Below are 13,092 nucleotides of genomic sequence, written 5' to 3' on the forward strand. Positions count from 1 at the left end.
ATGATTACTTAAATAGCATAATAATAAACAAATAGCCAAACATCAATATTTAAAAGATTCTTTATGTCAGATAACTCGCCCGGTCCTGTCACATTACACGGTACTACTATACTTTGCTTAAGAAAAGGTGGGAATGTTGTAATCGCAGCAGATGGTCAGGTCTCCCATGGTAATACAATTTTAAAATCTACAGCAAGAAAATTAAGAGTCATGTTCAATAATAGTATTATTGCTGGCTTCGCTGGATCTACTGCAGATGCTCTAACTTTATTTGAAAAATTAGAATTAAAGTTGGAGAAATATTCGTATCAGTTACTGAGAAGTGCTGTAGAACTGGCAAAAGATTGGCGTAGCGATAAATATTTATGTAAACTTGAAGCAATGATGATCGTTGCAGATCAAAAAAATATATTAATTTTAACTGGTAATGGCGATGTAGTTGAACCTGATGGTGACGTTGCTGCCATTGGCTCTGGTGGATTATATGCACTGTCTGCTGCTAGAGGTTTAATGTCTTTTGACAATGACCTAACTGCAGAAGAGATTGCTTTAAAATCAATGAATATTGCAGCCGACATCTGTGTTTTCTCCAATCATAATATTATTTTAGAAAAAGTTATATGAGTACTAATATTAAGAAAAAATCAGTGGGATTAACTCCCGCTAAATCTATGGGATTAACTCCTGCTAAAATCGTAGCTGAACTTGATAGATTCATTGTTGGGCAATATAAAGCTAAAAAAGCTGTTGCGATAGCGTTGCGGAATCGCTGTAGACGTAGAAATGTAGACGAACCACTTCGTCAAGAAATAGTGCCAAAAAATATTTTAATGATAGGACCAACTGGCGTAGGCAAGACTGAAATCGCTAGGCGACTTGCGAAGCTTAGCGACTCACCATTTCTTAAAGTAGAAGCAACAAAATTCACTGAAGTAGGATATGTTGGACGAGATGTTGAGTCAATAATACGAGACTTAGTGGAAATAGCTGTTAACACACAAAAAGCTAATGCTAAAAAAGCAGTGATTGCTAATGCACATTTAAAAACTGTAGAGAGGATTTTGGATGCTTTAGTCGGCAAATCAGCATCAACTGAAACTAGAGAAAAATTTTGTCGCAAGCTTGAAAAAGGTGAACTTGACAATACTGAAATTGAAATAAGTATAACAGATTCAGGTGGCTTATTTGGTAGTAGTAATTTTGAGATTCCTGGTATGCCAGGAGCTGCCATGGGCGTATTAAATATTTCTGATATGATCGGCAAAGCTATCGGTACTAATAAAACAAAAACTAAGAAAATGCTGGTTAAAGATGCTCATTTAATTATTTCTGCCGAAGAGTCAGAAAAATTAATCGATCAAGAAAAAATTATTCAAGATGCCTTAGTGCTAGCACAAAATGATGGTATAGTATTTTTGGATGAAATAGATAAAATCACCTCAAGAGCTGAGGGGAAAAGTTCAGAAATTAGTAGAGAAGGAGTGCAAAGAGATTTATTACCTATTATTGAGGGTACAACTGTTAATACAAAACATGGACCTATAGAAACTGCACATATATTATTTATAGCATCAGGTGCTTTCCATTTATCAAAACCATCTGATTTGTTACCTGAATTGCAAGGAAGGCTACCTATTAGAGTAGAGTTAAGCTCACTTACTAAGGACGATATGATAAAAATTTTAATTGAACCAGAATCAAGTTTAATAAAACAATATTCAGCCTTAATTGCAACCGAAGGGGTAAAATTAAAATTTACTGATAATGCAATAGATAAAATTGCTACTTATGCAGCAAATGTTAACTTAGAAGTTGAAGATATTGGAGCAAGAAGATTACATACTATTCTAGAAAATTTATTGGAGGAGATAAGCTTCAATGTAAGTGATACGAAAGAAAAAGAGATAGTTATTGACGAACATTTTGTCGACCAGCAATTATCAAAAATTATCAAGAATCTTGATCTAGTAAAATTTATTTTATAAAAATGATAGTTCACCTTGGTAGTTTAACTTTTAGCGGTATAGATATTATCGATGTTGATGTGCAAGTACAGATATCACCAGGGATACCTAATTTTACTATAGTAGGACTTGCTGATAAAACTATTGGCGAGTCTAAAGAACGAGTTAGAGCAGCACTTTCTTCAATAGGTCTTGCCTTGCCTGCTTAAAAAATACTGATAAATTTAGCTCCAGCTGATTTGGTTAAAGAAGGTAGTCATTTTGACCTTGCTATTGCTTGTGCTATACTTAGCAGCATGAAAATGCTGAGGAAATACAAGAATATCTAGTAATAGGCGAATTATCTCTAGATGGTTCTATTCTACCTGTCAGCGGGGCTTTACCTGCTGCTATTGGTGCTTTGGCTAGAAATAAAGGGCTAATTTGTTCAAAATCTAATGGTCAGGAAGCTGCATGGTCTGGCAATAATAATATTTTGGTAGCAGGAAATTTAATAGAGTTAGTTAACCATTTTAAAGGCTCACAAATATTATCATCACCTGAATTAGAAATTGACACTAGTATAATAAATTACCTTAATTTTAAAGATATCAAAAAGGACAAAAAGCCACTAAGCGAGCTTTAGAAATAGCAGCCTCTGGTGGTCACAATCTATTAATGCTTGGTCCACCTGGTACTGGCAAATCTATGTTGGCACAATGTATACCTGGTATATTACCCAAAATGCGACCCGAAGAAATATTGGAGTGCAGTACTATAGCAAGCGTTGCAGGCAAGCTAGCAAACGGGAAACTATCAAGAGCTAGACCTTTTCGCACCCCCCCACTACTCATGCTCGATAGCAGCGATGGTCGGCGGTGGGGTTGGTAAAAGAGTAAAACCTGGAGAGATCTCGTTAGCACATAACGGAGTGTTGTTTTTAGATGAATTACCAGAATTTTCACCTAACGTTATCGAATCTTTAAGGCAACCAATTGAAACCGGAGAAATACTAATTGCTAGAGCAAATTCGCATATAAAATATCCTGCTCACTTTCAGTTAATAGCAGCAATGAATCCTTGTAAATGTGGTTATTTAAGCGATCCTCACAAAGCATGTTCTAAAGCCCCAAAATGTGGGAGCGATTATCAGATGCGAATTTCTGGTCCTATCATGGATCGATTTGATCTACATATAGAGGTAGGATCTATCGACTCATATAACTATGATTTAATAGAAGATAATACAGAAGAAGAGTCGAGGCAGATAGCATACAGGGTCGAAATGGCTCGTAATATTCAACAAACTAGATATGAAGGATATAATATCAAAACAAATAACCGTTTGGACGGACAGTTGCTTATCGAACATGCATTGCCAGTAGATGACGGTAAGGATTTATACCAATTGCAATAATTAACACGGTGTTATAAAATGGGTTTTTAACTGATAAATAGGTACTCAAATAGCTAGGTTAATATTACCGCAAGGTTTTGAAGGTCATGATTTTATAAAAATGATGAAACATGAGCCGCATGGTCGAAATCGTATACGTTTATTGGCGATGTATCACCTTCAATTAGGCAAATCTTTTAAAGCCATATCTAAAATAGTGAAGTCACACTGGAAAACTGTGCAATCATGGCTCAGAAGATTTAGGAATCATGGTTTTGAAGGATTATTTGAATCACAAAGAAGCGCTGCCCCTAGGAAGATTAACAGTATACAAGAGTCTGCTATTTTTGATAAAATCAATACGCTCAGTGAAAGTAAAACTGGTGGGTATATAACTGGAAAGGAGCTACATATCATGGTGCTAAATGTGCTTTAAAAACAGTCTACAATACTATGCACCGCCTTGGTTTTAGCTGGATTACTTCTCGTTCAATGCATCCAAAATCAAATCAAGAGACTCAAAATAGATATAATACCAATTGTAATAATTAACACGGTGTTAATTATTGCAATTAGTATAAATTCTTAGAAGAGCTTTCTCGCAGTATTCAAGGCAACTGACATATAGCTTTACTAACGGATAATGCAGGTTGGCACACAGCCAAAAAACTAACTGTGCCAAGCAATATCACTTTGATACTGCTTCCGCCCTATGCACCGGAACTTAATGCAATGGAACAAGTTTGGGAATGGATTAAAAATCATTTCTTGTCTAACCAATGTTATGGTGTATATGAAGATATCGTTACTATGGCTTGTTACGCTTGGAATCAACTTGCTCATAATGTAGATTTAGTAAAATCAATTATGTATAGAGATTGGATAAATACACCGTGTTAATTATTGCAATTGGTATAAAAACTATTTGCAGTGGAATCCGCTACCAATGCCAAAAATAAAGTTTTCTTTATATGGTACTACTTCAAAGCAGAATAGCTATATTGAAGAGCCGTGTGTGGGAAAACCACACGCACAGTTCTGTGAGGGCGATCATAGCAATGAAACTTTATTAATTAAAGGAGATGGTAAGAGCTATGATTTCTACTCGGCTATAACTCAAGCGGGAAATCTTACTCAAGATGTTCAGAATACGACTGTGATAGCCGATAAAGGATACGATAGTAGTGCATTTGTAGAAAGTTTAGAAAATCAGGGGTATGAGATTGTTATACCACCAAAATCTAACCGTAAAGTACAACGTGAATATGATAAACATACTTATAAGGAACGATATTTAATTGAGTGCTTATTTGGTAAAATCAAACATTTTAGGCGTATATTTTCTAGATTTGATAAGGCTCCAGCCACTTTCTTAGCTTTTCTAAATTTCGTTGGAACTTTAATATGGTTACGTTAAAATTTTTGTCAACAGAACCTAGAAGATTCCTTAAAAATTTGCTTTATGCATAATTATCTCCAATCAGTATGTTTTAACATAAACTTGTTGATATATATCAAAGCCAGCTGGATTTAGCTTGTAATCAATTTCTGCTTGCTCTAAATGTTTCAATGTTTTAATGCAATCTTCTAAGTTAACCTTATTTAGAGCTTGCTTAAAATTTGGCACATATTTATAGAAAATTGGTGGAGATACTGATTTTATAGCCATATCTATATTAACACCCATTGCTAATTTATTCAATACAGTGTATAGATTTAGATAATACCTGATTAATGCTCTGATAATTAGCACTTCATTAATATTTTGTTGTTTTAGTTTGGTAAATTCTTGTAAAAAATTATCAAGATTTCCTGAGGAAAAATAAACGCATAAATTATCCCCATTCCCTGTAAAATCATCACTAACTACAGCTAGTGCGTCATCCAAGGTGATTTGATCTTTATCAAATGTAAAATATATTAACTTATTGATTTCATTAATTAGTGTTTGATGGTCACCTTTTAAACGATCTGTTAAATAGTTAACAGTATCTTCACTTATAACCTTACCAACACTGTTACATTTTTGTAAAATTATCTTAGTAATTTTGTGTTCATCATCGTGATAGCAAGCTAGAGAAGCTAGATAAGTTTCAGTTTCAAAAAACTTACGTATACTAGAAGCAGCTGATAATTCATCCGCAATAAAAACTAAGAAATGCAATGACTCTTTACTGAGAGCCAGTTTTAAAGATTTATCTATAGACTCGCCAACTGACCTTACTATAATCAATTGTTTTTTCATAAAGAAATTTTGGGTATTAACTAACGTCTCGAGAGATCGATTTTTAATTTCAGAATATTCTATAGAGGTTTTTAGTAAGTCAAATTTCTTCACTAAAGTCTTACAAACTGTATCAATGTACCCTTTATCTGGACCATAAAGCAACAGAGCCTTAATTTGTCCATTTTCTACCTTATCAAGTAGCTGAATGATTTGTGATAGGTAAAGCTTCATCTTTAATTCTATTGTGTTAAAACAAACTGATTCTTTTTAGTAATTCTGTCGTCAAAATTTGCTTCCGTTCCTCACGTACATTAAGTACGTTGCGGTACTTAGCTACATTGCTCCTAAAAATTCCTCAAAAATTATTCAGTTCGTAGGCACTCTCTTAAAATATAAAATTAATCTTGCTAGGATATCATCTGCTCCTTGTTTTGTAAAGTCTTTCAATGCTACTTCTTCATCTATATAGCTATGATATGGTAAAGCAGCTGTACTATAAGAGGTTATATGACTAAATGTTCCTGTTGTCACTTCTCTATTAGTAACAATATCAACTAACCTATATTGAACAGTTTGACTGATTGCTTCTCTTAACACATCAGAATTCTTTTGAAGAATAAGTGGTAAACGTTTGTTGGTAAATTTTACCTTTAATAAATACTTTGTTGTTGCTGTTGTAGACCTTGGTAAAATACTCGATAAATAGTAACAAAATTCTGCACCTTCAATAGATGCTATTGGTTCAATTTCAATGCTACTTAATTGGCTTAATTCTTGCGTACTATATTTATTACTATATACAGGTTTTAAACTACAAGAGGTAAATAAAAATAAGTAAGCAAGAGCTAATAATAAATTTAAACGTACCATATTGTATTTACCATTTTTAACTATTAGCTACCTCCTGAGATTGTCCACTATCATTATTATTTACCTTACGTTTATTATAGTTACGTACTCTAGAGGGGCGAGAATAATTTGATTTTTTCTCAATATATTGACGGCTTGACTTATTGGTGTCAAGGTCATTATCTCCGTTATCCGATTCATTTACCACTACTGGCTTATTAGTTTCTTTAATAGCATCAATTACCTCTTTATCAATTTGTTCTATATCCTTATTTGATTCACTACTAGTTTCTAATTTATTAGATATTTTCCATTTTTGCTTCTTCTTGTTAGGAACAGGAGTCTCTTTAATACTCTTTTCTTCTTGATAATTAGAGGACTGATTCTGAATTAATGGCTTATTACCAGTTTCTGTATGGCTAGATTTCTTCGGCAATTTTATTTTTTCAATTGAATAATTATCAGAAGTGGCAGAAGGATCAACGTGGAATTTTAACTTTAAATTATATTTGTCTTCAATTAGAGATATTTCTGAACGTTTATTATTCAGTAAATAGATAACTGAATGAATATTAGCAAAAATATTTACTAAATCAATATTTTCATTAAAAATTTCATTTTCTACTGTACGTAGAATCAACATAGCATTTGACTCATCTGCCCTAACAAGACCCTTACCGTTACAATATGAACAAATCGATGAATTTGATTCCAAAAATGAAGGGCTTAATCTTTGACGAGACATCTCAAGCAAACCAAATTGACTAATATGAGCAGTTTGAATTCTTGCACGATCTCTACTTAGAAATTCCTTAAAAGACCTCTCGACAATCCTACGATTTCTAGCCTCATACATATCGATAAAATCAATAACCACTAAGCCTGATAAATCTCTTAATTTAATTTGCCTAGCAATTTCTCTAGCCGCTTCTAAGTTAGTCTTTAATGCCGTTTCTTCAATATTTTTTTCAGAAGTTGCTTTTCCTGAATTAACATCAATTGAAATAAGTGCTTCTGTTGGATTTATCACTATATAACCACCAGAAGGTAAAGCAAAAACTGGTTGGTATAGTTTTGCTAGTTGTTCCTCAACAGCAAATTTTGTAAAAATTGGCACCTTATTTTTGTATTCTTTGAGCTTAACCAAATCAATAGGTAATATATCCTTCATGAATTTCACAGCATTTTGATAAGCCCCACTACCTTGTATTATCAACTCTTTAACAGTAGGATCACACATATCTCTTATGACTTTTTGAATTAGACCATCTTCTTCATGTATAAAACAGGGAGCTACAGATTTAAGAGTATTCTCCCTAATTTTATTCCATAATCTTGCTAAATAATCATAATCTCTTTTTATGTCTAAAGTAGTACAGCCAGCACCAGCTGTACGAATTATGATACTTGACCCACTACTGTTATTATTTGCAGTTATTTTACTGACTATATTCTTAAGCCTTTTTCGCTCATCAGCATTGGATATCTTCCGAGATACACCATTCTGCAATGGAGTATTAGCCATCAGAACGCAATACTTTCCCGCAAGAGATATAAAGGTTGTAAATGATGCACCTTTATTAGCTCTTTCCTCTTTTGTAACTTGAACAAGCATAACTTGTCCTTTTTTTATTACTTCTTGAATTTTGTATTGCTTTTGTTTATTGTCTTCTTCTCTATCACTTTTGTCTACACTTATTGTTTCAATATCATTATCTAAGACATCCAAATTAAATTCTACCTGAATTTTTTCGTCCACTAATCTTTCTATGGCATTTAAATCAATTTCTTCACTATCTATTATCGGATTATAATCCCTCTTTGTTTCAGATTCTACAAAATCATCTTGGGTAATATCTAAAAGAGAAATTTCTTGTAATTTATTTATAGAAGTCAAAGATTTAAGATCAGATACTGGTACATTATAATAATATGGATGAATTTCATTGAAAGACAAGAATCCGCTTTTGTCCGGACCATAATCTATAAAGGCAGCCTGCAACGCTGGTTCAACTCTTATAACTTTTGCAAGATATATATTACCTTTGATTTGTTGTTTTATGGCTGTTTCATATTCAATATCCTCGATATTGTTACTATGATTCAGTAAAACCACCCTTGTTTCATTAGGGAAGTTAGCATCAACTATAATTTTTTTACTCATTAATTTTTTACTCGTAAATTTCTAGGTATACTCTTCTGCTCCTACGAATTGTTTTTTGAAAATATCATGGTTTGCATGCGTAACTATACTATATGTACGTCTAGCATACTCACCATTCATTTTCGAACCCAATTCTTCAAATCATTTGAGTATATATCTCTAAGCTCTGTAAATTTAGCAATATTAGAGAATATTATAACAAATTTAAAACTTAATATTAAGTTTTAATGAGAAAACATTTAACAAGTACATGAACCTAACAAATCACTAAAAAACTCTACTTAACCTAAATTCGATATAACATTACTATGCCATTGATCATTCCTAGCTAAAAGCAGAAATCCATGATACCTAACAGTTATTCAAGATGTTTGGATTCTACAGTGAAGCGGGGATGACATCGAGAACTATTATACCTACTTGGTTATATAATATTTTATTAATGGTCAAAATAACAAATTAATTAGACAAATCATAATGAGTGATATAATGTACTTTTGGTTATATAAAAACCTCTGAAACGCCTCTCAACTAACAAAATTTATATACGATGTAATCTAGTTTAGCAAACAATTATTTATGACCCAAAATAATCATTTAAAAACAGTTTTGCTATTGTTTCTTAGCGTATTTCTTTTTGCATGTATCACTTACATCAATGCAATTATAATGCCAAGTTTTCTGCTAAGTAAAGGCTTATCTGGGGAGGAACTAAACCATATCGAATCAATCGAAATGTTAGGTTATATAATAGCTGGTTTATTCTTAACCCCATTAATTAACAAAATCAGTGATAACAAAACTACCATTATTAGTTTAGTTATACTTATAATAGGTATATTAAACATAATTATGATGCAGGACTACACACTCCTTAGAATCAATTTTATTGTAATGGCCTCTGCATACTACACTTATATAACCATAACTATCATAAAAATTATAGAATCTACTAATAATTACAAATATTTCTCTCTTATCATTTTTTCTTTGTTATGGATAGCTGGGTATTTTGTAGTTAATTCACTAACCGACTTTTTCGTATCAGGCATAAACGGGTTATTATTATGCGTATTACTTTATAGTTTCATTATTATAACTTGCTTACAAAAAGAGAGTGTTAATAAAAATACAACTTTAGTTTCTAGGTTTTCATTCTTAATAGAAAATATAGAATTACAGATACTAACAGGCTTTATGGTATCTTACATTACTTTCGATATATTGTGGTATTATGAAGAATTTGCATTGGAAAAACATCTTCCTGTATCAAAGATAGAATCTATTACACATTCTACACTTATAAGCATATTTTTCTTAATATCACCTGTTATTCTATTATTAAAAATAATCAATAAATATCTTGCTAACTTAATATTGATAATTATCCTTTTAGTCAGCTTTATTCTTTTACCGAATTATGGGGTAACTTTAATAGGTAATATCTATCTCCTTTCTACAATTGGCGTATGTTTATGTGCTATTTTTATTTGTAACATATTAATATTATCCAATAAATTTGAGACACAAGATTTTAGAACCGCACTTGTAATATATTTAACTATGTGTGCTATTGGTGCGTATTCTGGAGCTTTATCTTCATATATATCTTATGGTCTTTCTGATGAACAAGGTTTTTTGTTTTCTACATTTAGCGTTGTTGGAACTTTTGTACTTTATTATTTTTGGTATTTTTTTAAACGGAAATTGTACAGGTGGTAGGGGTATAATCTAATACTAATTGCAATAATGAACACGGTGTTATAAAATGGGTTTTTAACTGATAAATAGGTACTCAAATAGCTAGGTTAATATTACCGCAAGGTTTTGAAGGTCATGATTTTATAAAAATGATGAAACATGAGCCGCATGGTCGAAATCGTATACGTTTATTGGCGATGTATCACCTTCAATTAGGCAAATCTTTTAAAGCCATATCTGAAATAGTGAAGTCACACTGGAAAACTGTGCAATCATGGCTCAGAAGATTTAGGAATCATGGTTTTGAAGGATTATTTGAATCACAAAGAAGCGGTGCCCCTAGGAAGATTAACACTATACAAGAATCTGCTCTTTTTGATAAAATCAATACGCTCAGTAAAAGTAAAACTGGTGGGTATATAACTGGAAAAGAGCTACATATCATGTTACTTGAGGAATATGGTGCTAAATGTGCTTTAAAAACAGTCTACAATACTATGCACCGCCTTGGTTTTAGCTGGATTACTTCTCGTTCAATGCATCCAAAATCAAATCAAGAGACTCAAAATAGATATAAAAAAACTTTCCAGACATGTTAACAAAATTATTACCAAAAAATATCGATAGATGTAAAGTTGATATATGGTCTCAGGATGAAACTAGAGTTGGGCAACAAGGTATCTTAACTCGTATATGGGCTAAGCGTGGCACTAGACCCCGTAAAGTTCGGCAACAGCAATTTATTTCAACATATATTTACGGAGCTGCTTGCCATGAGACAGGAGAAGCTTGTGCATTAATTTTACCATATGCAAACACACAGGCAATGAATAAATTTTTAGAAGAGCTTTCTCGCAGTATTCAAGGCAACCGACATATAGCTTTACTAACGGATAATGCAGGTTGGCACACAGCCAAAAAACTAACTGTGCCAAGCAATATCACTTTGATACCGCTTCCACCCTATGCACCGGAACTTAATGCAATGGAACAAGTTTGGGAATGGATTAAAAATCATTTCTTGTCTAACCAATGTTATGGTGTATATGAAGATATCGTTACTATGGCTTGTTACGCTTGGAATCAACTTACTCATAATGTAGATTTAGTAAAATCAATTATGTATAGAGATTGGATAAATACACCGTGTTAATTATTGCAATTGGTATAAGTTGCTATGAAGATTTATGAAAAAAATAAGACTTGACCAGCATTTGGTAGAATGCCAATTAGTTGATGATATTAACGTAGCACGAAGCTTAATAATACAAGGCAAAGTATATGTTAATCAGCAGCAAAATACTAAACCAGGTACTGGCATATCAACTGATACTCGTGATATTATTATAAAACGCCCGATACATGATTATGTATCACGAGGGGCGTTAAAGTTAATTGCTGCTCTAGACCATTTCAATATTGACCCACAAGGGCTAGTCTGTCTAGATATAGGCTCTAGTACTGGTGGATTTACTGAGGTGTTGCTCCGTAGGAATGCTGAAAAGATTTTTGCAGTAGATGTAGGATATGGTGAACTACATCATAAGCTACGTAATAATCCTAGAATTTCAGTAATTGAAAGAACTAATGCCCGGTATTTAACAATTGAGCAAATTAGTTTACCACCAGACCTGATCGTTTGCGATGCTAGTTTCATTAGCCTTACCACCATATTACCCACTGCATTTAGCTTGGCAAAAGATAATTGTAGTTTAGTTGCTCTAATTAAGCCCCAATTTGAAGTGGCAAAGAACGAGGTAGGGGATGGTGGCATTGTTAGAAACCAACTCTTACACCAAAGAGTATGTGATAAAATTCAACAATGGCTAGAATCCAATTATAATTTTAACATATATGGGATAATACCCAGCCCTATTCTAGGAGCAAAAGGCAACCAGGAATTCCTAATTTATGGACAACGTAACAAAAAACTATAATTAACCCGAGTTGCCAATTCTTGAAGTTCACCGAGTATAATCTGTATTTATATTGCACGAGGCGGTAACTGAAATTTCTCTTGTTCATTAACAATAGTACTATTCACTCTATTATTAGTGTCGTTTTTACCAACTTTCCCATTAGGATCATTTACCTTTATATCATCATAATCTTCACTAAGAAATTTTCTTTTCATTTCCGATTTATTGAGCACACTCTTAGTTTTATTAGTTTCTAGCTTTTTAATTGTTTTATGACTATCTGTTTCTATTGGTAACATATCAGCACTTTGTGTTTTAACATTTTTCCCCGCAGGACAACTATACTGTTCTAAATCTTTTTTAGTTTCATGCAGCATAGCTTTAATTTGCTCTAGCTCTTTGTGCAACTTACTGTTTTCCTCATCACTATTTCGCTTTTTTACCCTATCACTTGCTAAGTTCAATGAAGGATAATCTTTATCTTGATTTAACTTCTGCCTTCTTTTGCGATCTGCATCCTGTTTTACCATCTTAAGATACATCTGACGATTTCTTAAAGTTGGATTAATTGTTTCCGTATCAGCTTCACTAAGTAAATCTTCCTCATCGTCATCAAAATTTTCTTCCGTGACGTTCCTTTTTGCCATTGATATATACTTCTTATTATAAAGAGGCGGTCGCTTACCACCTTCAAAACCTTTTGTATCTATAATTTTATTATTAGCAGATTTTTTAAAATATCCTCTAAAACCATCAGTACAACCTGAAAGTAGGAACAATCCCAAAACTGTAATAATAGTTTTCCTTAACATAAAACAATCCGATAATTTTTTAATAAGCCATAATTAATGACACAGAATTATTAAAGTTGCAAGAAGCAATTCCCTCAACTG

At 32.7% G+C, this 13,092-nt stretch carries 17 protein-coding genes and 1 pseudogene; 14 read left to right on the top strand and 4 right to left on the bottom strand.

Annotated elements, in window-relative coordinates:
• The first annotated feature begins 63 nt into the window (after positions 1-63).
• The 10 genes and pseudogenes from hslV to ACFE3K_RS03360 all read left to right on the top strand — a co-directional run bounded on the left by hslV (position 64) and on the right by ACFE3K_RS03360 (position 4,756).
• Complete coding sequence (gene hslV, locus ACFE3K_RS03315) at positions 64-624, top strand: ATP-dependent protease subunit HslV (RefSeq protein WP_375359351.1); 561 nt, start codon at positions 64-66, stop codon at positions 622-624.
• Positions 621-1,985, top strand: coding sequence for an ATP-dependent protease ATPase subunit HslU (gene hslU / locus ACFE3K_RS03320; RefSeq protein ID WP_375359352.1), 1,365 nt, complete (start codon positions 621-623; stop codon positions 1,983-1,985). Before hslV ends, hslU begins: the two co-directional genes overlap by 4 nt.
• A gap of 2 nt (positions 1,986-1,987) precedes the next feature.
• Positions 1,988-2,343 (top strand): annotated as a pseudogene (locus ACFE3K_RS03325) (magnesium chelatase domain-containing protein); the annotation flags it as partial.
• A gap of 21 nt (positions 2,344-2,364) precedes the next feature.
• The gene (locus ACFE3K_RS03330) at positions 2,365-2,589 is read left to right on the top strand and encodes a hypothetical protein (protein WP_375359543.1); all 225 of its coding nucleotides are present in this window, start codon (positions 2,365-2,367) and stop codon (positions 2,587-2,589) included.
• Positions 2,590-2,591: 2 nt separating this feature from the next.
• Positions 2,592-2,834: an ATP-binding protein gene (locus tag ACFE3K_RS03335; protein WP_375359467.1), complete on the top strand. Its 243-nt coding sequence runs from the start codon at positions 2,592-2,594 to the stop codon at positions 2,832-2,834.
• On the top strand, positions 2,812-3,360 hold the full coding sequence (locus ACFE3K_RS03340) for an ATP-binding protein (RefSeq protein ID WP_375359353.1): 549 nt from the start codon (positions 2,812-2,814) through the stop codon (positions 3,358-3,360). The genes ACFE3K_RS03335 and ACFE3K_RS03340 overlap by 23 nt, the downstream gene beginning before the upstream one ends.
• A 100-nt stretch (positions 3,361-3,460) precedes the next feature.
• A complete protein-coding gene (locus tag ACFE3K_RS03345; RefSeq protein WP_375359354.1) occupies positions 3,461-3,775 on the top strand; it encodes a helix-turn-helix domain-containing protein in 315 nt (104 codons plus the stop codon).
• A 17-nt stretch (positions 3,776-3,792) separates the two neighbouring features.
• Positions 3,793-3,891, top strand: a complete 99-nt coding sequence (locus tag ACFE3K_RS03350) for a hypothetical protein (protein WP_375359355.1) — start codon at positions 3,793-3,795, stop codon at positions 3,889-3,891.
• A 72-nt stretch (positions 3,892-3,963) separates the two neighbouring features.
• Positions 3,964-4,239, top strand: coding sequence for a transposase (locus ACFE3K_RS03355; protein ID WP_375359468.1), 276 nt, complete (start codon positions 3,964-3,966; stop codon positions 4,237-4,239).
• A gap of 46 nt (positions 4,240-4,285) precedes the next feature.
• Positions 4,286-4,756 (top strand): transposase, encoded by a 471-nt coding sequence (locus tag ACFE3K_RS03360; RefSeq protein ID WP_375359356.1) that lies wholly within the window; start codon positions 4,286-4,288, stop codon positions 4,754-4,756.
• Between the two features lie 63 nt (positions 4,757-4,819).
• Here ACFE3K_RS03360 and holA read toward each other — a convergent pair whose 3' ends face one another.
• The 3 genes from holA to ACFE3K_RS03375 form a co-directional block, all read right to left on the bottom strand.
• Positions 4,820-5,797, bottom strand: coding sequence for a DNA polymerase III subunit delta (gene holA, locus ACFE3K_RS03365; RefSeq protein WP_375359357.1), 978 nt, complete (start codon positions 5,795-5,797; stop codon positions 4,820-4,822).
• Positions 5,798-5,932: 135 nt separating this feature from the next.
• Entirely contained in the window at positions 5,933-6,436 is a 504-nt protein-coding gene (locus tag ACFE3K_RS03370) for a hypothetical protein (RefSeq protein WP_375359358.1), read from the bottom strand.
• Between the two features lie 16 nt (positions 6,437-6,452).
• The gene (locus ACFE3K_RS03375; RefSeq protein ID WP_375359359.1) at positions 6,453-8,579 is read right to left on the bottom strand and encodes a ribonuclease E/G; all 2,127 of its coding nucleotides are present in this window, start codon (positions 8,577-8,579) and stop codon (positions 6,453-6,455) included.
• 579 nt (positions 8,580-9,158) lie between these two features.
• On the opposite strand from ACFE3K_RS03375, the gene ACFE3K_RS03380 reads away from it, so the two are divergent.
• From ACFE3K_RS03380 to ACFE3K_RS03395, 4 genes are all read left to right on the top strand, one after another.
• A complete protein-coding gene (locus ACFE3K_RS03380; RefSeq protein ID WP_375359360.1) occupies positions 9,159-10,301 on the top strand; it encodes an MFS transporter in 1,143 nt (380 codons plus the stop codon).
• Between the two features lie 128 nt (positions 10,302-10,429).
• Positions 10,430-10,879 carry a helix-turn-helix domain-containing protein gene (locus ACFE3K_RS03385; RefSeq protein ID WP_375358564.1) on the top strand — a complete coding sequence of 150 codons (450 nt, stop codon included), beginning with the start codon at positions 10,430-10,432 and terminating at the stop codon, positions 10,877-10,879.
• Positions 10,873-11,433 (top strand): IS630 family transposase, encoded by a 561-nt coding sequence (locus ACFE3K_RS03390; protein ID WP_375359361.1) that lies wholly within the window; start codon positions 10,873-10,875, stop codon positions 11,431-11,433. Before ACFE3K_RS03385 ends, ACFE3K_RS03390 begins: the two co-directional genes overlap by 7 nt.
• 34 nt (positions 11,434-11,467) lie before the next feature.
• The gene (locus ACFE3K_RS03395; protein ID WP_375359362.1) at positions 11,468-12,217 is read left to right on the top strand and encodes a TlyA family RNA methyltransferase; all 750 of its coding nucleotides are present in this window, start codon (positions 11,468-11,470) and stop codon (positions 12,215-12,217) included.
• A gap of 47 nt (positions 12,218-12,264) precedes the next feature.
• Here ACFE3K_RS03395 and ACFE3K_RS03400 read toward each other — a convergent pair whose 3' ends face one another.
• Positions 12,265-13,011 (bottom strand): hypothetical protein, encoded by a 747-nt coding sequence (locus ACFE3K_RS03400; protein WP_375359363.1) that lies wholly within the window; start codon positions 13,009-13,011, stop codon positions 12,265-12,267.
• Positions 13,012-13,092 lie beyond the last annotated feature (81 nt).

This window comes from Candidatus Tisiphia endosymbiont of Neophilaenus lineatus, assembly GCF_964264975.1.
GTDB lineage: Bacteria > Pseudomonadota > Alphaproteobacteria > Rickettsiales > Rickettsiaceae > Tisiphia.